23 protein-coding genes are annotated in these 25,589 nt (G+C 67.3%); 11 read left to right on the top strand and 12 right to left on the bottom strand.

Translation table 11 applies throughout. The features are described from left to right. Both AC0VYP_RS12190 and AC0VYP_RS12185 read right to left on the bottom strand, forming a co-directional pair. On the bottom strand, nucleotides 1–1,212 hold the full coding sequence (locus AC0VYP_RS12190) for an APC family permease (RefSeq protein WP_475474236.1): 1,212 nt from the start codon (nucleotides 1,210–1,212) through the stop codon (nucleotides 1–3). Nucleotides 1,213–1,481: 269 nt separating this feature from the next. Next, nucleotides 1,482–2,129: a CatB-related O-acetyltransferase gene (locus AC0VYP_RS12185; protein ID WP_475469703.1), complete on the bottom strand. Its 648-nt coding sequence runs from the start codon at nucleotides 2,127–2,129 to the stop codon at nucleotides 1,482–1,484. A 547-nt stretch (nucleotides 2,130–2,676) separates the two neighbouring features. Here AC0VYP_RS12185 and rox point away from each other — a divergent pair. Continuing rightward, nucleotides 2,677–4,113, top strand: a complete 1,437-nt coding sequence (rox, locus tag AC0VYP_RS12180; protein ID WP_475474123.1) for a rifampin monooxygenase — start codon at nucleotides 2,677–2,679, stop codon at nucleotides 4,111–4,113. A 103-nt stretch (nucleotides 4,114–4,216) separates the two neighbouring features. Here the strand turns inward: rox and AC0VYP_RS12175 are convergent, their stop codons facing one another. Beyond that, nucleotides 4,217–4,852, bottom strand: a complete 636-nt coding sequence (locus tag AC0VYP_RS12175) for a TetR/AcrR family transcriptional regulator (protein ID WP_285759799.1) — start codon at nucleotides 4,850–4,852, stop codon at nucleotides 4,217–4,219. Between the two features lie 148 nt (nucleotides 4,853–5,000). Between AC0VYP_RS12175 and AC0VYP_RS12170 the strand changes: the two genes are divergently transcribed. Both AC0VYP_RS12170 and AC0VYP_RS12165 read left to right on the top strand, forming a co-directional pair. Next, nucleotides 5,001–5,759: an SDR family NAD(P)-dependent oxidoreductase gene (locus tag AC0VYP_RS12170; RefSeq protein WP_475474121.1), complete on the top strand. Its 759-nt coding sequence runs from the start codon at nucleotides 5,001–5,003 to the stop codon at nucleotides 5,757–5,759. Between the two features lie 1,172 nt (nucleotides 5,760–6,931). Then, nucleotides 6,932–9,310 (top strand): ATP-binding cassette domain-containing protein, encoded by a 2,379-nt coding sequence (locus AC0VYP_RS12165; RefSeq protein WP_475474120.1) that lies wholly within the window; start codon nucleotides 6,932–6,934, stop codon nucleotides 9,308–9,310. 155 nt (nucleotides 9,311–9,465) lie between these two features. Here AC0VYP_RS12165 and AC0VYP_RS12160 read toward each other — a convergent pair whose 3' ends face one another. Continuing rightward, on the bottom strand, nucleotides 9,466–10,176 hold the full coding sequence (locus AC0VYP_RS12160) for an ArsR/SmtB family transcription factor (RefSeq protein ID WP_475474118.1): 711 nt from the start codon (nucleotides 10,174–10,176) through the stop codon (nucleotides 9,466–9,468). Between the two features lie 64 nt (nucleotides 10,177–10,240). Here AC0VYP_RS12160 and AC0VYP_RS12155 point away from each other — a divergent pair, with 64 nt between their 5' ends. Beyond that, on the top strand, nucleotides 10,241–10,918 hold the full coding sequence (locus AC0VYP_RS12155) for a flavin reductase family protein (protein WP_475474116.1): 678 nt from the start codon (nucleotides 10,241–10,243) through the stop codon (nucleotides 10,916–10,918). Between the two features lie 240 nt (nucleotides 10,919–11,158). Here the strand turns inward: AC0VYP_RS12155 and AC0VYP_RS12150 are convergent, their stop codons facing one another. Further along, entirely contained in the window at nucleotides 11,159–11,410 is a 252-nt protein-coding gene (locus AC0VYP_RS12150; protein ID WP_285759794.1) for a hypothetical protein, read from the bottom strand. Further along, the gene (locus AC0VYP_RS12145; protein ID WP_475474235.1) at nucleotides 11,407–11,814 is read right to left on the bottom strand and encodes a YciI family protein; all 408 of its coding nucleotides are present in this window, start codon (nucleotides 11,812–11,814) and stop codon (nucleotides 11,407–11,409) included. The genes AC0VYP_RS12150 and AC0VYP_RS12145 overlap by 4 nt, the downstream gene beginning before the upstream one ends. 526 nt (nucleotides 11,815–12,340) lie before the next feature. Between AC0VYP_RS12145 and AC0VYP_RS12140 the strand changes: the two genes are divergently transcribed. The 3 genes from AC0VYP_RS12140 to AC0VYP_RS12130 all read left to right on the top strand — a co-directional run bounded on the left by AC0VYP_RS12140 (nucleotide 12,341) and on the right by AC0VYP_RS12130 (nucleotide 15,666). Beyond that, the gene (locus AC0VYP_RS12140) at nucleotides 12,341–13,789 is read left to right on the top strand and encodes a glycosyltransferase family protein (protein ID WP_475474114.1); all 1,449 of its coding nucleotides are present in this window, start codon (nucleotides 12,341–12,343) and stop codon (nucleotides 13,787–13,789) included. Between the two features lie 251 nt (nucleotides 13,790–14,040). Continuing rightward, nucleotides 14,041–15,009 (top strand): phosphotransferase, encoded by a 969-nt coding sequence (locus AC0VYP_RS12135; RefSeq protein ID WP_285759792.1) that lies wholly within the window; start codon nucleotides 14,041–14,043, stop codon nucleotides 15,007–15,009. A gap of 84 nt (nucleotides 15,010–15,093) precedes the next feature. Then, nucleotides 15,094–15,666, top strand: coding sequence for a DUF4240 domain-containing protein (locus AC0VYP_RS12130; protein WP_475474112.1), 573 nt, complete (start codon nucleotides 15,094–15,096; stop codon nucleotides 15,664–15,666). A gap of 95 nt (nucleotides 15,667–15,761) precedes the next feature. On the opposite strand, the gene AC0VYP_RS12125 is transcribed toward AC0VYP_RS12130, so the two are convergent. Continuing rightward, nucleotides 15,762–16,394, bottom strand: a complete 633-nt coding sequence (locus AC0VYP_RS12125; protein WP_475474111.1) for an FMN-dependent NADH-azoreductase — start codon at nucleotides 16,392–16,394, stop codon at nucleotides 15,762–15,764. A 132-nt stretch (nucleotides 16,395–16,526) separates the two neighbouring features. Here AC0VYP_RS12125 and AC0VYP_RS12120 point away from each other — a divergent pair, with 132 nt between their 5' ends. Together AC0VYP_RS12120 and AC0VYP_RS12115 are read left to right on the top strand one after the other, a co-directional pair. Then, entirely contained in the window at nucleotides 16,527–17,141 is a 615-nt protein-coding gene (locus AC0VYP_RS12120) for a TetR/AcrR family transcriptional regulator (RefSeq protein WP_285759789.1), read from the top strand. A gap of 138 nt (nucleotides 17,142–17,279) precedes the next feature. After that, the gene (locus tag AC0VYP_RS12115; RefSeq protein WP_475474109.1) at nucleotides 17,280–18,080 is read left to right on the top strand and encodes an SDR family oxidoreductase; all 801 of its coding nucleotides are present in this window, start codon (nucleotides 17,280–17,282) and stop codon (nucleotides 18,078–18,080) included. Between the two features lie 164 nt (nucleotides 18,081–18,244). Here AC0VYP_RS12115 and AC0VYP_RS12110 read toward each other — a convergent pair whose 3' ends face one another. Continuing rightward, complete coding sequence (locus AC0VYP_RS12110) at nucleotides 18,245–19,078, bottom strand: alpha/beta fold hydrolase (RefSeq protein ID WP_475474108.1); 834 nt, start codon at nucleotides 19,076–19,078, stop codon at nucleotides 18,245–18,247. Nucleotides 19,079–19,169: 91 nt separating this feature from the next. On the opposite strand from AC0VYP_RS12110, the gene AC0VYP_RS12105 reads away from it, so the two are divergent. Beyond that, a complete protein-coding gene (locus AC0VYP_RS12105) occupies nucleotides 19,170–19,745 on the top strand; it encodes a TetR/AcrR family transcriptional regulator (RefSeq protein WP_285759786.1) in 576 nt (191 codons plus the stop codon). A 128-nt stretch (nucleotides 19,746–19,873) separates the two neighbouring features. Next, complete coding sequence (locus AC0VYP_RS12100) at nucleotides 19,874–22,123, top strand: APC family permease (protein WP_475474106.1); 2,250 nt, start codon at nucleotides 19,874–19,876, stop codon at nucleotides 22,121–22,123. Between the two features lie 15 nt (nucleotides 22,124–22,138). On the opposite strand, the gene AC0VYP_RS12095 is transcribed toward AC0VYP_RS12100, so the two are convergent. The 4 genes from AC0VYP_RS12095 to AC0VYP_RS12080 all read right to left on the bottom strand — a co-directional run bounded on the left by AC0VYP_RS12095 (nucleotide 22,139) and on the right by AC0VYP_RS12080 (nucleotide 25,405). After that, the gene (locus AC0VYP_RS12095; protein ID WP_475474105.1) at nucleotides 22,139–22,648 is read right to left on the bottom strand and encodes a pentapeptide repeat-containing protein; all 510 of its coding nucleotides are present in this window, start codon (nucleotides 22,646–22,648) and stop codon (nucleotides 22,139–22,141) included. A 532-nt stretch (nucleotides 22,649–23,180) separates the two neighbouring features. Then, nucleotides 23,181–24,107 carry an SDR family oxidoreductase gene (locus tag AC0VYP_RS12090; protein WP_285759781.1) on the bottom strand — a complete coding sequence of 309 codons (927 nt, stop codon included), beginning with the start codon at nucleotides 24,105–24,107 and terminating at the stop codon, nucleotides 23,181–23,183. Nucleotides 24,108–24,233: 126 nt separating this feature from the next. Continuing rightward, nucleotides 24,234–24,752 (bottom strand): GNAT family N-acetyltransferase, encoded by a 519-nt coding sequence (locus AC0VYP_RS12085; protein ID WP_475474103.1) that lies wholly within the window; start codon nucleotides 24,750–24,752, stop codon nucleotides 24,234–24,236. Between the two features lie 59 nt (nucleotides 24,753–24,811). Continuing rightward, entirely contained in the window at nucleotides 24,812–25,405 is a 594-nt protein-coding gene (locus tag AC0VYP_RS12080) for a helix-turn-helix domain-containing protein (protein ID WP_285759777.1), read from the bottom strand. Nucleotides 25,406–25,589: the final 184 nt, after the last annotated feature.

Below are 25,589 nucleotides of genomic sequence, written 5' to 3'. Positions count from 1 at the left end.
TCACGATCGTTTCGCCATCCTGCGCAGGCCGTAGACGGCGGCCCCGGCAGCCAGCACCGCCGCCCCCGAGAGGATCGAGCTCAGCGGCAAGGCGAAAGCCAGGACCCCACAGCCGGCCACCCCCAGCCACGCCACGGGACGGGGTGGCCGTCGCTCGGCTGCACTGAGGGTGAGGGCCGCCGCGTTGGCCACCGCGTAGTAGACAAGCACCCCGAAGGAAGAAAACCCGATCACCTCCCGCACGTCCACCGTTGCGACGAGCACCACCACCACGGCGCCGACCGTCAACTCCGCGCGGTGCGGGACCCCGAACCGCGGATGGACGGCAGCCAGGGCACGGGGAAGGTGGCCGTCGCGGGCCATCGCCAGCGTGGTGCGCGAGACACCGAGGATGAGGGCGAGCAAAGAACCCAGCGCCGCCACGGCCGCACCCACCCGTACGACCGGCACCAGCTCCGGTGCCCCGGCCGCACGCACCGCCTCGTCCAGAGGAGCTGCGGCCTGGGCGAGCCGGTCGGGGCCGAGAACGCCCAGAACCGCCACGGCGACGACGGCGTAGACCACGAGGGTGATCCCCAGCGCCAGCAGAACCGCGCGGACGATGGTCCGCGCGGGATCTCGGACCTCCTCGCCGAGAGTGGCGATGCGCGCGTACCCCGCGAAGGCGAAGAACAGCAGGCCGGCCGCCTGGAGCACTCCAGATACCGTTGCGTCCGAGCCGATGTCCAGGTGGGCTGCCCCGACCGCAGGGCCGGTGAGACAGACGACGGCCACCGCAGCGAGTACTGCCAGGACAACGCCGACGATCACCCGTGTCAGCCAGGCCGCCTTCTGCACACCCGTGTAGTTGAGCGCCGTCAACGCCACCACGGACGTGACCGCAACCGTGTGCGCCTGCTCGGGCCACGCATAGACACCAACGGTCAGCGCCATGGCCGCGCACGAGGCGGTCTTGCCGACCACGAACCCCCAGCCCGCAAGGTAGCCCCAGAAGTCGCCGAGCCGTTCACGGCCGTAGACGTAGGTACCTCCGGAGGCCGGATAGCGTGCGGCCAGGCGGGCCGAGGATGTCGCATTGCAGTAGGCCACCACTGCGGCCACGGCCAAACCGAGAAGCAGACCGGAGCCCGCGGCCCCGGCGGCTGGCGCAAGCGCGGCAAAGATCCCGGCGCCGATCATCGATCCGAGACCGATCATCACCGCGTCGGACAGACCGAGTCAACGCTGCAACCCGTTCCCGCCCGCGGACGTTGCCGACGTGCTCATCACTCACTCCTCGACGACGGCGCGACGTCGGCAACGGGGCCCGGTTGCGAAAAGCCGACCAGGTTCTCCCGAGAAGGGCACCGAAGAACACTGCCTTTTGACGACCGCGAGGATCTCACTGTTCGTTGAGGGACGGGCGACCTGAGCATGAACGACTGTTGTGCTGCCGGCCATGCACCGGAAAACAACTGCCCGTCGCTCTTGGCGTGCCTGGTTCACCGATGCGGTGGGGCAGCCGCCGCCAGGTCGTCGATCGTCCCGGACATGATCGTGCGCACATGCTCGGTGATGTGCTGGGCAGGCCAGTCCCACCAGGCCAGATCCATGAGGCGGGCGACGTCCTCGGCGGCGTAGCGGGTACGGATGAGCCGGGCCGGGTTGCCGCCCACGACGCCGTAGTCGGGAACGTCACCGACGACAACCGACCCGGCGCCGATGATCGCCCCGCTCCCGATGCGCACCCCGGGCATCACCGTGGAGCCGTACCCCAGCCAGACGTCGTTGCCGACCACGGTGTCGCCCCGACCGGGCAGATCGGTGATCAGGTCAAAGTGCTCTGCCCAGGAACCGCCCATCGTGGGGAACGGAAAAGTGGACGGACCGTCCATACGGTGGTTCGCACCGTTCATGATGAACCGCACGCCCGTGCCCAGCGCGCAGAACTTCCCGATGACCAGCTTCTCCGGCCCGTAGTGATAGAGCACGTTGCGCGTCTCGAACGCGGTCGGGTCATCGGGGTCGTCGTAGTAGGAATACTCCCCCACCTCGATCAGCGGCGACTCGACCAGGGGCTTCAACAGGACCACGCGCGGCTGTCCGGGCATCGGGTGCAGCACTGTCGGGTCAGCGGGGACAGGAGTCATGGCGATGTCGTTTCGACGTGGTCTGCAGGCACGAAACCACCATCATCGCAGCTGGAAAGGGGAAGGCCCTGCACGGGGAGAGCACGGACCGTTCGGCGTCATCGCGGCCGACACCGCTCGCGGTCTCACAATTCTTTGACGACCGCTGGGAAGGACACCTGCGGATACGACGCGCGAAACCCATGAGCTGGGAGAAGAGGCACCTCGACTCCGCTTCGGGGATGTCGCTGATCACGAAGGAGGTCGTCCGTCAACAGCGGACGGAGAGTGGAAAGATTCCCCTTTCCACTCTCAACTTATAGCGCACCGGGGGCCTTGCGGCAAGACCCGGGGCGTGCCGCAGAATGGTCGGCCGAGGCCAGAAACTGCGGAAACGACGGACGAACGGACTGCGTTCGTTGTCGTGAACGTACGGGTTGCGCGGGAGTCGAAACGCCGTGGGACGCGCGTTGCGATTGCGGGGGCTCGGCACGGTGCAGGGGTGTACGTGCCGCCGTGCCGCTGCGAAGCAACTGGCCGAAATCCGATCTCGGTGAATGGGTGTTCGATGATTGACGTGATCGTGGTCGGCGGCGGACCGACCGGTTTGATGGTGGCCGGCGAATTGCGGCTGCACGGCGTGCACACCCTCGTACTGGAGAAGTTGCCCAGGCCGACCGAGCAGTCCCGCGGGCGCGGCCTGCATGCGCGCAGCGTCGAGGTGATGGACCAGCGCGGCCTGTTGGACCGCTTCCTCGCGATCAGTGAGAAATTCCAGGTCGGAGGTCTCTTCGGGGGGATCATCAAACCGTGGCCGGACCGGTTGGACACGGCCCATCCGTACGGCCTCGCCACCCCGCAGCCGGCCACCGAACGACTGCTCAACGAGCGTGCCCTCGAACTCGGTGTCGAGATCCGGCGCGGTTGCGAAATGGTCGGGTTGGCCCAGGACGAGGACGGGGTGACCGTCGAGTTGGCGGACGGCGCACGGCTGCGCTCGCGTTACCTCGTCGGGTGCGACGGTGCCCGCAGCACGGTGCGCAAGCGGATCGGCGTCGGTTTCCCTGGGGAACCCGCCACGGTCGAGACGCTGCTGGGGGACATGGAGGTGACCGAGGAACCGGCGACGATCGCCGCCATCGTCACGGAGGTCCGCAAGACCCAACTACGGTTCGGCGTCGCCCCCGCCGGTGACGGAAACGAGGGGGTGTACCGCATCGTCGTGCCCGCCGAAAAGGTCGCCGAGGATCGTACGGTCGCGCCGACCCTTGAAGAGTTCAAGCAGCAACTGCTTGCTTTCGCGGGCACCGACTTCGGCGTGCACTCGCCACGCTGGCTGTCCCGGTTCGGCGACGCCACCCGACAGGCCGAGCGCTACCGGGTCGGTCGGGTGCTGTTGGCCGGCGACGCGGCGCACATCCACCCGCCGACCGGCGGTCAAGGGCTCAACCTCGGCGTGCAGGACGCGTTCAACCTCGGCTGGAAACTGGCCGCAGAGGTCAACGGCTGGGCACCGGAGGGACTGCTGGACAGTTACCACACCGAACGGCACCCGGTGGGCGCCCGCGTTTTGGACAACACCCGTGCGCAGATCACGTTGTTGGGAACCGATCCGGGGGCGGTCGCACTGAGGGAACTGTTCTCGAAACTGATGGACTTCGATGAGGTGAACCGGTACGTGACCGGGATGATCACCGCGGTCGAAGTCCGCTACGACTTCGGGGAGGGCCACGAACTGCTCGGCCGACGAATGCGGGACGTGAAGCTGAAACAGCGGCGCCTCTACGAGCTGATGCACGGCGGCCGCGGGCTGCTGCTCGACCAGACCGGTCGGCTTTCGGTGGCGGGTTGGGAAGATCGAGTCAACCGCATTGTCAACGTCAGTGAGGAACTGGAGGAGCCCGCGATGCTGCTGCGACCGGATGGGCACGTGGCGTGGGTCGGGAACGACCAGCAGGATCTGCTCAGTCAGCTGCCCAAGTGGTTCGGCGTAGCTGTCGGCTGAGCGCGCGGTTGCCGTTCGGAAAGACGGTCCCTCCCCCGGCCATCTGCGTCTTTCGATCCCCCGCGCCCCCGCCCGCACAGGGGCCGAGCATTGCGCGCCAGTGTCAGCGTTCCGGCTTCGGGGTGTATCTGGCGAGCATGGTCTGGACGGCCTGTTCGACGGCGTCGTCGATGTCGGAGGCTGCGGGGTTCCAGTCGGTCAGCAGCATGCGGGGCCACAGGACGTAGTTGGCGATCATGCCCAGGAACTGGTTCGCGGCGCTCTCCGCGTCCGGGACATCAGCGTTGCCCGCCTCGTGCTCGGATTCCAAGTAGTGCTGAACGGAGGTGAAGTAGGGCAGTTTGCCGAGCTGGAACTGCATCCGTCCCAGTTCGGGGAAACGAGGCAGTTCGGCGATGACGATCCGGAACAGGGCCGTCATGCCGGGCTGGCCGACCAGATCGGCATAGCGGTGGCCGATGGTGGTCAGGCCGGAGCGCAGATCTCCGGTCTGTGGCCGTGCGGCAGCGTCGCCGGCGTCGCGCTGCCAGGACTCGGTGACGATGGCCTCGAAGAGGGCCGCCTTGGTGGGGAACCGCTTGAACAGGGTGGACTTCGAGACCCCGGCTGCTTCGGCGATCCGGGCCAGTGAGGTGCCGTCGTAGCCGCGGTCCAAAAACAGTTCTGCGGCTGCGGTGGTGATCGCCTCGCGTTTCTGCTGAGCGACTCTGCGGTGGTGTTCGGAGAGGTCTGCGGCCATACGGACAGTATGCCGCAGAACCGAGGCGAGTCACTTGACTCGCCTCGGTGGCCCCGCTTATGGTGCGAGGGAAAGGCGAGTCGAGTGACTCGTATCGTATCTACGGCACTGGGTGAATTCCGGTAGCCGCGCGGTGGAGGAACAGTTCATGACGATCGTTAAGACCGCTTTGGTGACCGGTGCGAATCGCGGCCTCGGACGTGGCGCGGCCATCGCTCTGGCCACGCGCGGGGTGCGGGTATTGGTCACCCACCGCGGTGATGAGGCCGGGGCTGAGATGACGGTGGAACAGGTGCAGGCGGTGGGCGGGACCGCCGCTGTTCTCCGGCTCGACATCAGCGACGTCTCCTCTTTCGCGTCCTTCACCTCCGAATTGAGCGAGCAGCTGGAGCGCTGGGGTACTTCGCGGCTCGACATCTTGGTCAACAACGCGGGAGTGGGGATCTTCGGACCGCTGGAGGACGTCACGATCGACGACTTCGACACGGTGATGGACACCAACGTCCGGGGCACGTTCTTCCTCATCCAGTCACTTGTGCCGTTGCTGCCCCGAGGCGGCCGCGTCATCAACGTCTCGACGTCACTGACCCGCCACACCAGCCCCGCCACCTCGGTCTACTCCGCCTCGAAGGCCTCCGTCGAAGTCTTGAGCCGCACCCTCGCCGCAGAACTCGGCCCGCGCGGAATCCGGGTCAACTCCATCGCTCCGGGACCGACCGCCACCGATTTCAACGGTGGGGCGATGCGGGACGACGCCGAGATGCGTCAGGCTCTGGCCGGACAGACCGCACTCGGCCGCGTCGGCGAACCTGAGGAGATCGCCGACGCCATCGCCACGCTGGCATCCGAGGGTCTGCGCTGGGTCACCGCCCAGCGCATCGAGGTCTCCGGAGGCGCCTTCCTCTGAGCGATCGGGCGCCTCCTGCGGCGAGTAGTCCGTTGCCCCAGAACCGCACGATGGGCGCCTAGGTCTGGGCCTCGATCAGCTTCACGTTTATCGCGCTGTTGCCCACCATGCCGGCGCTTCATGGGCCGAAAAGCACTCAAAGTGCCGTGGACGGTAGTGGATGAGGGCGAGGATCGTTCCTTTGCGCCAACGGCTTTCTCCCGGGTCGTATCCATGGAACAGGACAGCGTTCCGGATCTCCGACTACATGAGCACGCGCGTTTCGGCGAGGGGAGCCACGGTCACAAACCGGGTGGTTCTCTGCGCCGCCCTTCTTCGATCACAACCGTCCAAGCGCCCCGTGTGTTCTTGTCCCCTTTGCCGGTTGGCGCTCGCGTGTCGCGTCCGACCATCTGGTTCTTCCCAGTGGGATCGTGCACGTCCTCCATGCCATGCCGTTGGCTGCGATCGCCACGGGAAAGCCGGGTGGTGACGTCATCCTGGCTCCCGGCCTCGGATGCTCACGCTGCTCCCGTCCCGCTGCGCGCGGGACGTGGCCCTGGCTAAGCCCCAGTTCAGGATGGTCCGTGCTCATCGCTGTGTCGCCTCCCAACGACCTCCTGCCCGTTTTGTGAAGTTTTTTCAAGCTCTTGCCCAAAAAACGACGCCACAGAATCGACGCTGCCGGGCTTTCATGATCATCCCCGTGGCATTCGGTGCCCCCATGCGTCGAATGCGCCTACGGCCACCTCAGAGCTTCGATCGCGTTTTGACCCTCTCGGAGACTCTCTGAATAACGTTGCAACGCTTCCCGGGACCGCCGGGGCCCACTTTTCACTCCCTGACACCCTGACCCTCGATAAGGTTCACTTATCAGGGGTCAGAAATCCCGCCCCTTGGGGTTTAATTAAGTTTGCTTGAAACGTTTTTCGTTTGCTTATTAACGTTTTGCAAACGAAACCAACTCAACACGGATTGATAACGCGGACTGGCCCCCGGGAGGCTTCACGAGGCAGCTTGCGAAACAGTGGTGGTCCGGTGCAGGCCGGTTGAGCCGACGGTCGGAAAAGTGTCGCAACGCGGGCGATAATCGCGCCTGACGGGGACACGCGACATACTCGAAGATGGTCGGCTTGAGTCAGATGACACCGGCGAAGACGCCGAAGTGGTCCCGCCCGACAGATGGAGACACGATGGGGACGACAACACAGCCACCCGAGCCGCATGTTGCCGACAGCCATGACCTGATCCGCGTGCACGGGGCACGCGTGAACAACCTCAAGGACGTCAGCGTCGAGATCCCGAAGCGTCGTCTGACGGTGTTCACCGGTGTCTCCGGCTCGGGCAAGAGCTCGCTGGTTTTCGGAACGATCGCCGCCGAGTCGCAGCGGATGATCAACGAGACCTACAGTGCTTTCGCGCAAGGCTTTCTGCCCGCATTGGCGCGGCCCGAGGTCAACGTACTCGAAGGACTGACGAGCGCGATCATCGTCAACCAGCAGCGCATGGGTGCCGATGCCCGTTCGACGGTCGGCACCGCCACCGATGCCAACGCAATGCTGCGCATCCTCTTCAGCCGGCTCGGCCAGCCGCACATCGGCTCGCCAAACGCGTTCTCCTTCAACGTCCCCTCGGTTCGGGCAAGCGGCGCGATCATGATCGAACGCGGCGCCCGCAAAAGCGTGAAACAGACGTTCACCCGTACCGGTGGCATGTGTACTCGCTGCGAAGGCCGAGGAACGGTCTCCGACATCGACCTCACCCAGCTCTACGACGAGTCCAAGTCGATTGCTGAAGGCGCCATCACCGTTCCCGGTTACAAGGCGGACAGCTTCTGGACGGTACGGATCTTCACCGAGTCGGGCTTCGTCAACCCGAACAAGCCGATCCGCGCGTACACCGAGCAGGAGCGCGACGACTTCCTCCACAAGGAGGCAGTCAAGGTGAAGATCGACGGAGTCAACCTCACCTACGAGGGATTGGTCCCCAAAGTACGGAAGTCGTTCCTCTCCAAGGATCCCGATTCGCTGCAACCGCACATCCGGGCGTTCGTAGACCGGGCGGTCACCTTCACGGCCTGTCCCGAATGCGATGGCACCCGGATCAGCAAGGCTGCCCGCTCCTCACTGATCGACGGGATCAACATCGCCGACGCTTGCTCGATGCAGATCAGCGACCTCGCCGAATGGGTCCGAGGCCTCGACGAACCGTCGGTGGCGCCGTTGCTGGCCGCGCTGCTGCAGACCCTCGACTCGTTCATGGAGATCGGGCTGGGCTACCTCTCGCTCGACCGGCCGGCCGGCACGCTGTCGGGCGGCGAGGCGCAACGCACCAGGATGATCCGCCACCTCGGCTCGTCGCTCACCGATGTCACCTACATTTTCGACGAGCCCACCACCGGCCTGCACCCTTACGACATCCAGCGGTTGAACGGACTGCTGCTGCGGTTGCGCGACAAGGGCAACACCGTACTCGTCGTGGAGCACAAACCGGAGGCGATCGCGATCGCCGACCACGTCGTTGACCTCGGCCCAGGCGCCGGCACGGCAGGGGGCACCGTCTGCTACGAAGGAACCGTAGAGGGGCTGCGGTCCGGCAGCACCGTCACCGGTCGTCATTTCGACGACCGCTCCGCCCTCAAGAGCACGGTGCGAACACCGAAGGGCACCCTGGAGATCCGCGGCGCGGCGACGAACAACCTGTGTGACGTCGATGTCGATATCCCGCTCGGGGTACTGGTCGTCGTCACCGGTGTCGCCGGTTCGGGCAAGAGTTCACTGATACACGGGTCGATCCCCACCGGCACGGACGTGGTCTCGATCGACCAGGGCGCAATCCGTGGCTCGCGGCGGAGCAATCCGGCGACCTACACCGGACTCCTCGACCCGATCCGCAAGGCGTTCGCCAAGGCCAATGGGGTGAAACCGGCCCTGTTCAGCGCCAACTCCGAGGGCGCCTGCCCCGGCTGCAACGGTGCCGGCGTCATCTACACCGACCTCGCGATGATGGCCGGCGTCGCCACCACTTGCGAGGAGTGCGAGGGGAAACGATTCCAGGCATCGGTGCTGGACTACCACCTCGGCGGTTGCGACATCAGCGAAGTGCTCGCGATGTCGGTGGACGGGGCCAAGGAGTTCTTCGGTGCCGGCAAGGCACCCATTCGGGCCGCGTCCACCATCCTCGACCGGCTCGTCAACGTCGGGCTCGGTTACCTCACGCTCGGTCAGCCGCTCACCACGCTGTCCGGCGGCGAGCGGCAGCGGCTCAAGCTGGCCACTCGAATGGCTGAGAAGGGCGACGTCTACGTCTTGGACGAGCCGACCACCGGCCTCCACCTCGCCGATGTCGAACAGCTACTCGGCCTGCTCGACCGGCTCGTCAACTCGGGCAAGTCGGTGATCGTCATCGAGCACCACCAGGCGGTCATGGCACACGCCGACTGGATCGTCAACCTCGGCCCAGGTGCCGGGCACGACGGCGGCCGAATCGTGTTCGAAGGCGCACCGGCCGACCTCGTCGCCGCCCGCTCCACTCTCACCGGCGAGCACCTCGCGGCTTACGTCGGCCCTTGACCGACACCCGGGAAGTCCCCACCGGGCCCGGTACGAAATGGTGACACGACTTCCGCGGGGCCGGATGTCGTTCGGGCACGACGACGGGTCAGGGATGGTCCGGAGAATCGGGGCGAGAAGGTTCCTGCCACCCGTGATCCTGCCGTGGGAACGGGTCACCGGCCCGAAAGGGAATCGTCGGACAGGCCGAGATGGACGCGCAGAGCATTTCGGCCGTCGGCCGTGACGCACACGGCGCGGGTCGTGCCGATTCGGGCGATCCAACCGGAGTCCAAGGCGTGGCGGCATATTGCTGCACCGACCGCACCCGCCAGATGCGGCCGACGCTCCGTCCAGTCCAGACACGATCGTACGGAGGGGCGACGCGTGGCGGTCGGGACGGCGATGCCGAGTTCCACGAGCCAGATCACTCCGTCACGGGTCAGGCTCAGCCCGTGTCGCCAGTCCAGTAGTTCCCGCTCGGTCATTGCGTCGGTGATCGCGACCCCGACGGTTCCGGCCAGGTGGTCGTAGCAGGTCCGGGCGTAGGCGAGGGCTCGGCTGCGACGCACCGCCGACAGGGAACGGGGTGCGGGAGGGCTGTGCGGAGCCATCGCGGTGAGATTCTCGATCAACTCGGCGACGTGGGGATCGGCAAGGCGAACATAACGGTGGCGTCCCTGCCGCTCCTCGGTGAGCAGTCCCCCACGGACGAGCATGTTGAGGTGCCCGGTTGCCGTCGAAGCGGCCACCCCTGCGTGACGGGCCAATTCGACGGCGGTCCATGCCCGGCCGTCGAGCAAGGCCAGGCAGAAGCCGGCACGCGTACCGTCGGCCAACAGCCTGGCAACGGCCGCCAGATCGGGACCAGTCGCTTGGACGTTCATGGACTCGATTATCACCAGGGATGCTTCGGCCGCTGCCGAAGCATCCCGTTTCTAGGCTGCGAGCATGGACAACGAACCCGGCTGTGTGCCGTCCGCGGAACAGGTCGACACCCACCGTGCCATCGAGCCGAGCATCCTGTACTTCGGAACGCCGGTCGTGCTCCTCTCGACGGAGAACCCGGACAGGTCGTTCAACCTCGCCCCGATCTCCTCGGCCTGGGCCCTGGGGAAGGTGATCGTGCTGGGGCTGGGAGGCGATGGGCAGACTGCGGACAACCTCCGTGACCGTCCCGAACTGGTCATCAATCTGCCGTCCCCCGAGCTGTGGCCGCAGGTGGAGCGACTGGCATCGCTGACCGGCCGCCATCCGGTGCCCCCGACCAAACCGCACGGCTGCCGTTTCGAACAGGACAAATTCACCGCGGCCGGTCTCCGCGCCGAGCCCTCGCATGTGGTCGGGCCGCCCCGTGTCGCCGAATGCCCCCTCCAACTGGAGGCCCGCGCCCAGCGAATACGTCCGGACATCTCCGGGGCGTTCGTCATCGTCGAGTCGGTCACCCGAAAAGTACACGCCGATTCACGCATCGTCGTCCCCGGGACCCAGCATGTCGATCCAGCCGAGTGGAGTCCGCTCATCTACAACTTCCGTCATTACTTCGGGCTCGGCGCGGAACTGGGGCGGTCCTATCGGACGCAGACCCCGCGGAGGCCCACCAGCTCGAACACGAACCCGGCCGGGTAACCCGAGCGCTCCCGCGTGCTGGGCAGCTGGGCAGCTGGGTGAACCCTCTGCCGACGAAGTCGGCTTCGTGACCGGCCTTTTCCTGTCGATCCTGAAGGTTTCGAGCCCCTTGGCGCGTTCTCTTACGACATTCTCGGCGCCAGGGCGCCGTGGCCACGAGGTACGCCAGGATCGCTGTGTGCTGCGGTGCTGGTCGCAGCCCTCACCGAGCGGCTTCGACCAGCACGGGTCCGAAATGTTCTAGCCCTCGATATCGAACGCTGTTCCGTACAGCCGGTCCACCGTCAACCGGATGACCACACGGCGCTCGGCAACCATCTGTTCCAGGAACGCATCTTCGTCCTCGGGCTTGGCGGCCCTCGAAAGGGTACCGAGCAGTTCCCGCCCCACCTCGTCGCCAGGTCTCGTCGTGATCTCGGAGACCTCGGCCCCGCGACGGACGAGAACACCGATCACCGTGGGCACCAGCTCCCGGAGCAGCGACTCGTTCACTCGGTGGCCGTGGGCCGCTCGGAGTAGAACGGTCGCACCTCGAGCCACTCGTGGATCGGCTTCCCACCCGCGCCCGGGGCCGCGGACAGCTCGCCGGCCAGTTCGAGTGCGCGCTCGTAGGTGTTGACGTCGATCACCATCCAGCCGGCGATCAGGTCCTTGGTCTCCGCGAACGGGCCGTCGGTGACCGGCGGCCGGCCCTCACCGTCGTAGCGGACAAACGTGCCCTCCGGCGAGAGCGCCTGGCTGTCGACGAACTCGCCGGTGCCCTCCAGTCGAGCGGCGAAGTCGCGCATGTACTGGATGTGGGCCGAGACCTCCTCCGGCTCCCACTGGTCCATCGGCACGTCGTTGACCGGTGCCGGCGCGCCCCGGTAGTGCTTGAGCAGCAGGTACTTGGCCATCATGTCCTCCTCGGTGAGATACGGCCCATTGTGGCCGTGTTCTCTCCTGGGGACGGAGCCGCGCGCGGGTTCTCGACATCCCATCGCGAAATTTTTTGACGGACTTCAAAGACCGCACTCAACTGTTGCCGGACCACACCGCCCGGCAGGGCGACCCCGCGCGGCAGGGCCTCCGCCTGCTCCGGCGCACGGGCGTGGTGGCTCTCCGCGCCGACCTGAACTCGGAGTTGACGCGCAACGAGTCCACGGACCAGCGGCACGGGGGACGTTGAGAGCTTTCCTGGTTTCGTAAACGCCTTTTAGGCAAAACCAGCTCCTGCGCCGACCGCCTCCGAAAGGATCGGACCATGTCCGCCCACGCCCCCTTCGGCCGGCGCTGCGCGTCGTCGGCGGACATGTGCGCTGCTGGCCGTCGCCTGACCCCGGCGACCGCGGTCACGGCGCTCGGCCCATCGACCCGACCCGTGGTGTTCGTGACCGTTCGAAGGGCCGCAATCGTGGTGGGCCCGGTGAGAAAGGTGAAACGTTGGTCAAGCTCGCGCTGGTGTGCGGGGACGGGCTCCCCGTCAGTGGTCTGCTCACCGTCTTTCGCAATGTCGTGACCCGTTTTCACGGGAAACCGTCCCCGGCAGAACCCATCCCGGCCGACCTCGGCTACTCGTGGCGTCCCGACAAGCCCGCGTTCTTTCCCAACGGCACCGAACCGGACTGCTACCCTCCTTGGCTCGACGTCAGCACGACCCTTCCCTGCGCGGGACCGGAACTGGCCGATGAACTCCTCGACGTACGACGCCTGGTCGCCCGGGCGGACGATCTGGACCCCGGCGAGAAAGCACGGCTCCGTCAGCGCATCGAGGCTCTGGCTGCTCCCTACGAGACGTACTTCTCCGAGTGGCTCGACGAACACGACACGGACTGGGTGGTGGCCGTCAACATGACCCTGACCGACGCGGTTCCGGTGACCCTTGCCCTTCACCGGGCCGCGGCGCGGCGCTGGGGCGGCGGACGGCCCGGTGGAGTCCTCTTCTGGGACCACGACCTGTTCGGCAGCTACGCCGTGCACGAGGGCGACGAACGGGTCTATCCCCCGGCCCCCAACGAATTCACCCCGTTGCCGGGCCGACACGACGCACACCGTTGGGCGGTGGTGTCGGAGGCACTGCGGGTCGAGGCTTCCGGATATCCCACCCCGCTGGAACCCGTCACGGTCCCCAACGTGCTGCCCGCAGCTCCCTCCGAGGTGTTGGAGGACCGGCACGAGGAGTTCCTGGAGCAGATCGGCGCCGTACCGGGACAGCCGCTGCTCCTGGTCCCCGTCCGTGTCTTCAGGGTCAAAGGGGTGGAGATCTCGATACGGCTCTTCTCCCGCATACGGGAGGTGAGCAGGGAGCAAGGGCGGTCGGAGCCTCTCCTGCTGGTCTTCGGTGATCTCGGTGAGGACCCGGACTACACGAAGGAGGTGCTCGACGAGGCCCTGCACGAGGACGTTCTGGACCACGTGAGGTTCTTGGACGGGGTGCCGCTCCAGAGCTACCGGGGAGCGGACCGCCTCTGGCACCTCGACGAGGTCAACCTTCTGCGGGTGGGTGCCGCCACCGGTGGCGGGGTGCTCTTCACACCGAACCGCCCGGACGTGGAGAGTGTCGGGCTGGGGCCCGCGCTCGCGACCGTCGCGGGTATCCCCAGTGCGGTCGGTGACTTCAACGCCTTCTGCGATATCTACGGTGACGCGTTCCTGTGCGCCCGTCTCCACGGGGAGGGCGACCTGAGGGGGACGGCCGAGAAGATGCTCGAACTCATGCGTGCCCGGGCCGACGGCGAACGGTGGTTCGCCGAGGCCATGCGGAAGAACCTCGGCCGGCTCGATTCCCATTTCCCCGTCGAACCGTGGCGAAGGCTCTGGGATGAGCTGACCGCCGTGACGGTCGGGACGGACACGATGGACCCGGCATCAAAGGACCAGCCCCGGAAATGAGTACGGCCCCGCCCGAACCGGGCGGGGCCGTACAACGGCAACGGGTCATTACCCCCTGTTCGGGCGGTTTCCTCCGCCACGTCCAGCAGATCCGTGTGGCCCGGCCACACCGGGTGCGGGGTTCCCCGCCTCCCCAGTGGGTACGCGGGTCCGGCGTCGTCGTCGAGGAGGAAGGCGGGGTGAGGAACATCGGAACAGGATTGGGGGCCGAACGACTCCTGGCAGCCCGATCCCGCTGAAATGATGGAGCCATGACCACGTTCCTGACACCACAACAGCTCGCCGACCGGACCTCCGCCGCCGTCGGCGCGGCCGTCGCGGCAGGGCGCGAGCTCGGCCTGACCGTTACCGATCCCACGGTGCTGCACGACGTCTTCTCCGTCGTCGTCCACCTCGCGCCCTCTCCGGTCGTGGCCCGGATTCCCACCGTCTTGCCGCACCCGGAGGACCTGGTCGCCCTCGCACGCCGCCAACAGGACGAGCTGGACGTGACACGTTGGCTCGCCGGTCAGGGGGTTCCCGTGATCGCGCCCAGTCCGCTCGTGCCGCAAAAACCCGTGCAACGCGACGGTTTCTCGATGACGTTCTGGCCGTTCGTCCAGGAGGACCGGGACAGGAAACCCGATTACGTGGCGAACGCCGAGAGCGTCGCCGATCTGCACGCGGCAATGCGCGCCTACCCCGGCCCCCTGGAGTTTCTGTCTGCGGCCGATCCACAGTTCATCGCGGAAAGCCTTGCCCGGCTCGACCGACACCGTGCCCTGATCGGAACGGCCGAGCTGGACCGCGCCCGCCGCGAGTGGCAGATCCTGGAACCACTCGTGCGCTCGCGCGCGGCCTTCGAGGCCCGGTTCCCGGGTGTGGGGCTCCAGCCCGTCCACGGCGACTCCCCGCCCGCCAACATCTTCTCCGGGGTGGACGGAGACCTCTACGCCGACTTCGAACTGGTCACGCTGGGGCCCGTCGAATGGGACCTCGCCGCTCTCGGATCCGAGCACGAATCCGCCTACAACCGCGGCGCGCGGCGCAACGGCACGAGACCGCTCGACGAGGAGGCCCTGGGTTTCGTCAACGCCCTGGGTATGCTGCGGGTCGTCGCCACCCTCACGCTTGTCCCGCAGCTGCCCGAGCTGATGGAGTACCTCAGGCCAGCCGTTGACCAGTGGCAGACGATGCCCTTCGCAGGCGGCCTGCGCATCGACGAGACATTCGACGGGTAGACCAACGATCGGCTCACCGACCCGTTGGTGAGGACGGGCAACCTGTGGACGGCAGGCGGACCGGCCCTCCCTAGGATTGCCGGCATGCACATCGACATGTGGTGGGATCTCATCGAGACCGCGCGTGCCGGCGTCGGCGACCGGGCGGACGACCGTAATCTGCCGGACGACCCGCTGCCGGCGGCGCTGGCCGACGTGCTGGCCGCGCTGACGCCGGCGGAGATCATCGACTTCTCCCTCACGAGGATCGAGGTGAGCGACTCCGCGCTTCGGTATCCGCTGCAAAACGCTGCTTATCTGATTGAGGGCGGCTGCGGGGACGACGGTTTCATGGATTTCCGCGACGGGTTGATCCTTCTTGGACGCGACACCTTCACCAAGGCTGTCGCCGACCCCGACACTCTGGCCGACCTTCCCGTGGTCATCCGGATGAGCCGTGGCGAAAGCGCGTGGATCGGATACGAGTCCCTGAGCAGTCTCGTCGGGAAGACGTATGCGAAGGGGAAAGGGGTGACCGAGTCCCTCACCACGGTGACCGAGAGAGCGGTGCGGGAAATGACGCGGCCGCAACGGCCGACCGGGGTGAACTGGGACCCCGAGGACGACGCGGAGACGTCGCGTCGTCTTCCCCGGCTCGCAGACCTTTTCCTGGACTGAGATCGGCAGGCTGGGGGAAGCGGCCGGCACGGGCGGTCTGGAGAGCGACCGGTGGGGGCGACGCCGCGGGCGGGTGTGCCGCCCCCACCAGGGGTTCAGTTTCCGGCGAGGACCCGGCCGGCGTCGCGTGCGGCGGCCAGGGCCTGGGAGTGCTGCTGCTCGGCGAGGTCCTTCAGGCCCTCCATGGCCGGTGTGGTCGCGGCCAGGGTGAGTTCGCGCTTGATGACCGTGAGGTCGGCCTGCCAGATGTCGCCGACGACGCGCTCGAGGTAGGGGGTGGAGTGGTCCCAGCCCTCGCGCGGGGTTCCGGGGCCGTAACCGCCGCCGAGAGTGGTGACCAGCACGGTGGGCGTGCCCTTCAGCAGCGGGTTGGTGGGTCCTCCGCCCGCGATCACCAGGTTGACCCATGCCTTGAAGTGCTGGGAGACGCCGTAGTTGTACAGCGGCACAGCCAGGATCGCGGCGTCGGCGTCCTGCAGTTCGGCGGCCAGGTCGGCCACCAGGGCGAGTGCATCGCGCTGGACCTGGGTGCGGTCGTCCTCGGGGGTGGAACCGGCCGTGGTGGCGAGTGCCCAGGCGTCGGAGGGCAGCGGGTCGGTCCCCAGGTTGCGACGGATCACGCTGCCCTCGGGGTGCGCGGACGTCCATTCGGCCTCGGCGCGGTCGGCGATCTCGGCGCTGGCGGAGGCGGTCGGGAAAATGCTGGTGTCCAGTCGGAACAGGTTCATAGGTCTCACTTCTCCAAGGATGTGCAGCTCTGCGGCATGCGGCATGACTACGGGCCGGACGATTGACCGGTGCCACACCCCAGCATAAACGGACTTTACCCCGCTTAGCATCTCCGGGGGTAGGTTGTCCCTGTGAATACGCCTGTAGTGCCCTTCGGGAAGCCGCGTGGTGAGCGTGCGGACGCGGTGCGCAATCGTGAGCGCCTGCTGGAGACGGCCCGCGCGATGATCACGGAGCACGGACCGGGGAAGGTCACCATGGACGGCCTTGCCGAGCGCGCCGAGCTGGGAAAAGGGACCGTCTTCCGCCGTTTCGGCAGCCGCGCAGGAATCTTCCGGGCCCTGCTCGACGACGACGAGCGTCGGTTCCAGGAACAGGTGCTGTCCGGGCCGCCGCCCTTGGGCCCTGGTGCCGACGCCGAGCAACGCCTGATCGCCTACGGTCGCGCCCGGATCCCTTTCCTCCTGGACCACCACGCGATTGCCAGAGCGGCCATGGACCACACCCAGCCGGCCTCGGAGGACGGGGTCGGCATGACCCAGCCCCACATCCGTATGCTGCTCGGCCAGGCCGGACTGCTCGTCCCCCTGCCCCTGCTGGACAGTCTCGCCGTCCAGCTCACCGCGGCCCTGGAAGCTCCTCTGCTGCTGTACCTGTCGATGGACGAAGCCCCCGGCCCGTCGGGATCGGCCCACCTCCTGTCCGAAAGCTGGCAGGTCCTCGTCGAACGCGTCATGCGCGGCTGACCGGCCCCCGCCCCTGTCTCTTTCCCCGGTGCACGGCAAGCGTGGTCTCGCCGATCGGAGCCTTCTCGCGAGGCCCCTGAGGGCACGCCCCCGAAAAACAGTTGCCGTCCCGATCCGGGTGCCCGACGATCCTGTGTCATGACCCCTGATCAGTGCCGGCCCGTTTTCCTCCAGGACTCCACCAGGGACTCCCGACCGCTGGCGCTGGTCACCGGTGTGGGCCGCAGCGCCGGTATCGGCGCTGCCATCGCCACGCAGCTGGCGGCGTCGGGATGGGACATCGCCTTCACCTACTGGACCCCCTACGACGCGCGCATGGCATGGGGAGCGCAAGAGGGTGCCGCCGACACGATCGGGGCGGCCATCGCCGCACACGGTGCCGCCGTCGTCGCGATCGAGGCCGATCTCACCGACGTCAACTCCCCCGCCCGGATCTTCGACGATGCCGAAAGCCGGTTGACCGATGTCACCGCCCTGGTGATGTGCCACTGCGAGTCGGTCAACTCCGGCCTGCTCGACACCACAGTGGAGAGCTTCGACCGGCACTTCGCCGTCAACGCGCGCGCCACCTGGCTGTTGATCCGCGAGTACGGACGGCGTTTTCGCGGCGCTCCCGGCAGCGGACGGATCATCGGCCTCACCAGCGACCACACCGTGCAGAACCTGCCCTACGGGGCGAGCAAGGGGGCCATGGACCGCATCACCCTGGCCGCCGCGCACGAACTCGCCCATCTCGGCGTCAGTGCCAACGTCGTCAACCCCGGTCCCGTGGACACCGGCTGGATGTCCGATCGGACGAGGACGGACTGCGTTGACCACACCCCGCTCGCCCGCCTCGGCACACCTCAGGACACCGCCCACCTGGTGGATTTCCTCTGCTCGCCGCAGGGGCAGTGGATCAATGGCCAGTTGCTGATGAGCAACGGTGGTTTCGGCTGACTCTCCCGCGGGAAACGGCGGTTCGCGTGCGCGGCTTCTCCCGGGAACCGCCGGAGGATTCGCCGTCGCCGCCCCCGCAGGGCGGACGTCGGAGGCCGGGCATCGGACGTCCGCTGCGATCAGGTCCGGCGAACGGCCGGGCCCGATCGCAGCGGTGGGGCCGGCTACTCCCTCAGGAACCGCAGCAGCGCGGAGTTGACCTCCTCCGCGTGCGTCCACAGCAGTCCGTGCGGTGCCCCCTCGATCTCGACATAGGTGGCAGCGGGCAGCGCCTTGGTGAACTGGCGGCCCGTGGAGTCGATCGGCAGGATGTTGTCGGCGGTGCCGTGCACGATCAGCGCGGGAACGTCGATCGTGGTGATGTCGGAGCGGAAGTCGGTGAGCCACGTCGGCTGCGCGGCGACCGAGGCGTACGGCGAGGCTCCTGCGGCGACTGCGACGTTGGCGCGCAGCGCCTCCTCGCTGAGCCGATTGCCCAGGAAGGTGTCGGTGTTGAAGAAGTCCGCGAAGAACTGGGTGAAGAACGCGTAGCGATCTTTTGTCACCGCTGCCAGCAGTCCGTCGAAGACGTCCTGGGGAACACCGGTGGGGTTGTCGTCGGTCCTGAGCAGGTACGGCTCCAGCGACCCGAGGAAGACGGCCTTGGCGACCCGGGCCGATCCGTAGGTGCCGAGGTAACGCGCGACCTCGCCCGTCCCCATGGAGAAACCGACGAGGACGACGTCCCCGAGGTCAAGGGCCGTCAGCACCTCGTTCAGGTCGGCTGCGAAGGTGTCGTAGTCGTAGCCGACGGTCGGCTTGCTCGACTGCCCGAAGCCGCGCCGGTCGTAGGTGATGACCCGGTAGCCGGCACGCAGCAGCGCGGCGGTCTGCTTCTCCCATGAAGTACCGCTGAGCGGGTAGCCGTGGATGAGTACGACCGGCTGACCGGTGCCGTGGTCCTCGTAGTACAGCTCGATGGGCGTGCTGTTCTCACTGCCGGCGGTGATGTACCCCATGGTGGTGGCCTCCCTTTTGTGGAGAACGATCGTTCTCTTACGCTTTCCACCCTAGAGAGCGATCGTTCTCCGCGCAAGTTAGACTCGCGGTATGGACGATGTGGAAGCCCGGCGTCGGGTGATCGAGGCGGCCGACCGGCTGTACTACGGCAACGGCATCCAGGCCGTCGGCATGGACCGGCTCCGCACCGAGTCCGGAGTCTCGCTCAAGCGCCTGTACTCACTGTTCTCCTCCAAGGAGGAGATCGTGCTCGGGGTCCTGAGCCACCGGCACCAGCTGTGGACACAAGGGCTCGAGGCGCAGGTCTCCCAGGTCGGGGCTCCCCAGGACAGGGTGCTCGCCGTCTACGACTACCTGGCCGGCTGGTTCACCGACGACACGTTCCGCGGGTGCGGGTTCATCAACGCCTTCGGGGAGATCGGCACCGCGCCGAGCATCGCCGCCGCTGTCAGGGAGCACAAGGAATCGTTCCAGCGTTTCATGGTCGGCCTGGTCGCACAGGCGGGCGGATCGGCAGAGCTCGCCGGGTACCTGGCTCTCCTGGCCGAAGGAGCCCAGACGACCGCTGCGATCGCGGGCAGCCCCGACCCGGCCCGCCAGGCACGCAGAGCCGCGCAGACACTCATCTCCGCGGAACTCGGCGACCGCACCACCGTGACGGTCTGACGAAGCCCGCCGTATTCGACCGGCCCGGCGCCGACTCAAGGGAGCCGTAGGTAACCACCAGGGAAAATACCTGCCGGCTACCGCGTGGGTACCCTCCCGCCGCTCGATCGCGGGCAACACTGAGCCCCATGGCGGACGCGCACCGACACTCCCGTGGAAGCGGCCACACCCGGGCTCCCGAACCCCCGAGCACTCCCCCGTTGCTGCCCGGACTCGACCAGGAACAGCTCCAGGTACTGCGCCTCGTCGGACGGGAATGGGGGCGGGTGGCGGGCGACCCGGCGGTATGGCGCCGGGCACTGCCCGTCAACCCGGACCTGGGCAGGTTCCCCGCCCCCGCCGAAATCCTGCCCAGCCGGTTCGAGCGGCTGGTGCGTGTCTCCGCCCTGAGCGGTCAGCCTCCGATGGAGATCACCGAGGGCACGGAAGTGCCACCGACCCGGCTGGGACGCGTCGGATACCGTGTGCGCCGAGTGATCCTCGGTGCGGCGTTGAAGAGCACCGCGATCGCCTACGAGCGGATGCGCAAACTGGTGGCGCTGCCGGTACTGTCCGCCGACGCGCTCTCCTCCGTCGCCTATGGGCCAGAAGCCATGCTCACCGTCCTCGTCCTGGCCGGTGTCGTCGGACTGGGTTATTCGCTGCCGATCGCCGTGGCGATCGTGTTCCTGATGCTGGTCGTGGGACTGTCCTACCGCCAGACGATCCGCGCCTATCCGCACGGCGGAGGCTCCTACATCGTCGCCAGCGCCAACCTGGGGCGCGTCCCGGGTCTGATCGCCGCAGCCGGCCTGATGACCGACTACATCTTGACGGTTGCCGTGTCCATTTCCGCCGGGGTCGCGGCGATCACCTCGGCGGTCCCCGCCCTGACCGAGGCCACCGTGCCGATCGGGGTCGGGGTGATCGCGGTCCTGCTCGCCGGGAACCTCCGCGGTATCCGGCAGGCCGGCGTGCTGTTCGCGGCCCCGACCTACTTCTTCGTCATCGCGATGTTCGCGCTGATCGCGGCCGGTCTCGTCGATGCGGCGGGACGCGGCTTCCAACCGGTCCCCGCCCCTCCAGTGACCCTCGTCGAGGGTGTCACGGTGCTGCTGCTGATGCGCGCCTTCTCGTCCGGGGCGACAGCCATGACCGGGATCGAGGCGATCTCCAACGCGGTGCCGGCGTTCAGACCCGTGGAGTGGCGCAACGCCCGAACGACCCTGACCTGGATGATCGTCATCCTCGTCGCGTTGTTCGCAGGAATGGTCGCCGTCACCCACCTCAGCGGAGTGGTCCCCAGCACTCAGGAGACCCTCCTGTCGCAACTGGCCCACCGCAGTTTCGGTTCGGGGTGGATGTACGTCTTCGTGCAGGCGGCCACGGCGGCCGTGCTGCTCCTGGCTGCCAACACCGCCTACAACGACTTCCCCCGGGTCCTCTCCCTGCTCGCGCGGGACGACCACGCCCCGCGCAGCTTCCTCCGGCTGGGCGACCGGCTCGCCTTCAGCAACGGGATCATCCTGCTGTCCGTGTCCGCGGCCCTGGTCTACGTGGCGTTCGACGGAAAGACCGATTCCCTGATCCCCTTGTACGCGGTCGGGGTCTTCCTCGCCTTCACGCTTTCCCAGACCGGCATGGTGGTCCACTGGTGGCGCCTGCGCAACCGTGACTGGCGCAAGCGCCTGGCCTTCAACGCCACCGGCGCCCTGTTGTCGGGGATCGTCTTCGTCACCGCGGGGATCACCAAGTTCACCTCCGGCGCATGGGTGGCCATCCTCATCGTCGGGGTGTTCGTCCTGGTGACGCTGCGAATTCGCCGCCACTACGACACCGTTGGCCGGGCCCTTCGGCTGCACTCCCACGCAATCGAACTGCCCATGCACACGATTCCCGCACACTACGGAAGCTGCGAGCCCGCGTCCTCCGTCCGGCGTGGCGCACCCGAGTCGCCCGCGCAGTGGGCGGCCCGCGAGAACGAGGAGACCCCGGAAGAGATCCACCACCTGTCGGTCGTCCCGATCGGCACAATGGATCTGGCCAGTATGCGCGCACTGGCGTATGCGGCATCGCTACAGCAACCCGTCCTCGCACTCCACGTGAGCACCAGCGAAGACGAGGCCGCACGTTTTCGGGACTACTGGGTGCTGTGGGGCGACCATCTCCCGCTGGAGGTCGTGGTCTCCCCGTATCGGGCGGTGGTCGCCCCACTGGTCAACTACATCGAGGCGCTCCACGAACAGCGTCCGGGTCTCACCGTGACCGTGATCCTTCCCGAGATCGTGGCCGTCCACTGGTGGCACCGCCTCCTGCACAGCAGGCTCGCCGCTCGGCTTCGGCGTGCGCTTCGCCCACTGCCGAAGATCGTCGTGACCACCGTGCCCTTTCACGTCTGAACGCTCCGAGCACGGTCAGCCTGTGAACCAGTGTCCCGGGCGGGCGAGTGACGGCGGAAGCATCGTGGAGGTGTCGCCTTTGGCCGCATCCACCTGGGACTGGATCAAGAAGATGCTCTCGGCGAGGTGGGCACCTCTGATGTCGGCATCCCTGAGGTCGGCGCCGGTCAGGTCGGCCATCGCCAAGTCGGCTCCTCGGAGATCGGAGCCGATAAGACAGGCACCACGCAGATTGGCGCCCGTGAGATCGCGCCCTTTGAGCTTCGCCCCGATGAGGTCGGCACCCCGGTGGTCCTTCTTCTCGCTCAGGAAGCCGGCGCGGACGCGTTCGCTCGTGCGCAGGAGCAGGGGGTTGACGTTCCTCCGATGGGCCGTCACATCGAGTTCCAGCAGTTCATCGGGGCCGCTGCGGGTCAGGTTCCGGGTCACCTCGATCTGTGCGGTGAGCTCCTCACGGAGTGGGAGGGTGGGGCACAGCGACCTCGCCTCGGTCAGGTACCACAGCAATTCGTGCAGGTCGCGCATGACCGGAAAGACCGTGAACATCTGTTTCGCGGCCTGTGGAACCCGTCGCCAGTCCTGTCCGCCGAAGGTGCCCTGGGAGACCTGTTGTCCCGCCCCGAAGCAGTCGTAAACGGTGCACCCCGAAAACCCTTCGGGCGAAGGCGGGTGTGAACGCCGCAGCGGAAATCGGGCTGCAGGTTGGGGCACGCCTGACCGGCGTCCTTGCTGATCGCAAAGTCAACCGAAGCGGAGAAGGCCGGGGCCACGCAGCACAACGCGAAGCAGTTCGCGCAGTCGGCCTGCAACGCGTGCCGGTCTTCCACGGGAACGGGTTCTGCGTGTTCACGGTTCTCGGACACTGTGTGCGGGGCTCCTCGCAACCGATGGCCGGGGCTGTGCACAGCCGTTTTCCCAATGCACCCTGGGACGCTCCGCGCATGGTCGCATGTCCTGCGAACATGCCGGAAGCCACCACCGAACCGAGCGGTTCGATGGTGACGAGAGGCGCTGACCTGGCAAGTGTCGAGGATGAGCGTCTCGGGGCGCAAACCGTTTAACGGTATCCGGTCGCGTCGGCGGTCCGTCCGGCGTCCTGCACCTCCACGATGTAGCGCCAGGCGTCGGGGCGGCTTCCGTCGAGGTCGGTGAAGCCGTACACCTGCGCGAGCCGGCCGCTGGACAGCGATTCCCCGTTCCAGCGCGAGCGCTGCGGATCGGCCGCGAGCGCTGCCACCGCGCGCCCGACATAGCGCGGTGTCTCGGAGATGCAGAAGTGCGGTTCGCGTTCGAGGGCGTCGCGCCAGGTGTCCTCGGTGACCGTGAAGTGCTCCAGCATCATCTCCGACCGCATCCATCCCGGGGTCAGCGCGACCGCCGTGGCACCGCGCGGTCCCACCTCGTGCCCAAGGGCGAAGGCCATGCGCAGCACCGCCGCCTTGGCGATGTCGTAGAAGAACGAGACCCGGTACGTGGAGGCGTTGTACTCCGCTGTGCCGTCGGTCATCTCCACCACGAGGCCACCGGGGGTACGCAACAGCAAGGGCAGTGCGTGGTGGTTGGTGATGGCGTGCGTCTCCACCGCGAGGCGCAACAGTCGTAAGCCGTTGTCGAGGTCGTGCTCCCACACGGCACTGTCCCATTCGAAGAGTGATTCACCTCCCCAGATGTCGTTGACCAGTACGTCGAGGCGCCCCTGTTCGGTATCGATACGCTCCACCAGGGCGCGGACCTGGTCGGCCACCAGGTGGTCGGTGGGAACGGCGATTCCTGTGCCTCCCGCGGCGGTTACGAGCTCGGCGGTGTCCTCGATCGTCTCGGGGCGGTCGTACTCCGAGCGCAGGCCGCGGGTACTGCGGCCGGTCACGTAGACGGTGGCCCCGGCCGCTCCGAGTTCGACCGCGATCCCCCGTCCTGCGCCCCGCGTGGCCCCCGCGACAAGGGCGACCCTGCCCTCAAGCCTCGCTGAAACCGTTTCCTTCATGGCTGTCCGTCCTCTCCGCGAACCGGTACCGGCTACCGGCCGGAGAAATGGTGGCACCCGGTACCTGACATCTCCTGTCGGTCACCCGGAAGCGGTCTCGGGCACGCGCGTGCCACGGCGAGCAGCTCAGGGGGCGAATCGCTTGTAGTAGAAGCTGCAGTCCCGGAGGACGCCGGCCGGGTCGCGCGCGTAGTCGGGGACAAGGCCGTACCTGGTCCAGCCTGCGCTCCGGTAGAGGTACTCGGCGGGGCTGTCGGTCTGGGTGTCCAGCAGGAGGAGAGTGGTCCCGGCGCGGACGGCGGCCTGTTCGGCCGCGGTGAGAAGCGCGCGCCCCAGCCCTCCTCCGCGAGCCCGGCGGTGGACCAGAAGCTTGCTGACCTCGGCACGGTGGCGCCCGTTGGGGAGGTCGGCAGGCGCGAGGCTGACCGTGCCGTCGATTCCCTCGGCGGTACGGCAGACCCAGACGATCAGTTTCCCCTCGGCCACCGCTCGTGCCCGCGCGCGCCACCAGTCCACGGCGGACCGGTGGCAGGGCGTGAGGAAACCGACGGAAGCGCCGCTGGTCACGGCATCGGTGAGGAGGGAGGCAAGGTCCTCGACGTGATCGGGGAAGCCGTCGGCCGTCAGGCGGGTGATGGTGGGCATCGCACGGTCCTTCTACTCGGTGGCAGGCGGTGAAGGGAGGGCGGGAGGACCCACGCGGTTCACGGCAGGACGATCAGCAGGACGTACCGGACGGCTGCGGGCCCCGGGCAGTAAAAGCGCGAGCGGCCCCGGAGCCGGAACCGCAGGCAGTCTCCCGTCGCGAGGTCGTACACGTGGTCACCCGTGGTGATCCGCACCGTGCCTTCCAGCACCCAGATGTGCTGTTCCAGCCCTGGTATCGGCGGTTGGTCGTAGGCGATGTCCGAGCCCGGGCGCAGGATGCCCTCGACGACCTCGCCGCGAAACCCCGACTGTGGAGGCGACACCGACCGGCGGGTGAAGCCGGACGCCTCGTCGCGCCATATCTGCTGGACGTCGGCACGCACCAACTGGGGCTGCTCCGATTCCACCTCGGCCAGGAGCTGCGACATCGTCCGCCCGTAGACCGCACACAATTTGCCCAGCATTGTTGCGGTGGGGCTGATCTGCGCGCGTTCCATTCGGGACAGGGTCGATCGGCTCACCCCGGTACGTCGAGCCAACTCCTCCAGCGACCAGGCGTGCTGTTCCCTGAGGTCGGCGAGCCTGGACGCGAGTCCGGCCTCCACCTTGTCGGGGGCGGAGGCCGGGAGGGCCGCATCGATCTCTCTCATATTCGAGAATTTATCTCAAATATGAGCGAAGCGGCTCTTGTGATCTCGACAACCACACATCACTCTCGTGCAGGACCGGCGCGCCGGACCCACAGGTGGTGAGCAGACCTGCCGCCACCTGTGGGTCCACCGACCCCGGGCAGTCCTCGGCGGTTGCGTCGTCACGGGGACCGACGGGATCGGC

Source organism: Nocardiopsis sp. iso_186, assembly GCF_056173365.1.
Note: the sequence above shows the minus strand (reverse complement) of the source record. Positions and strands in the feature narration are given on the sequence as shown.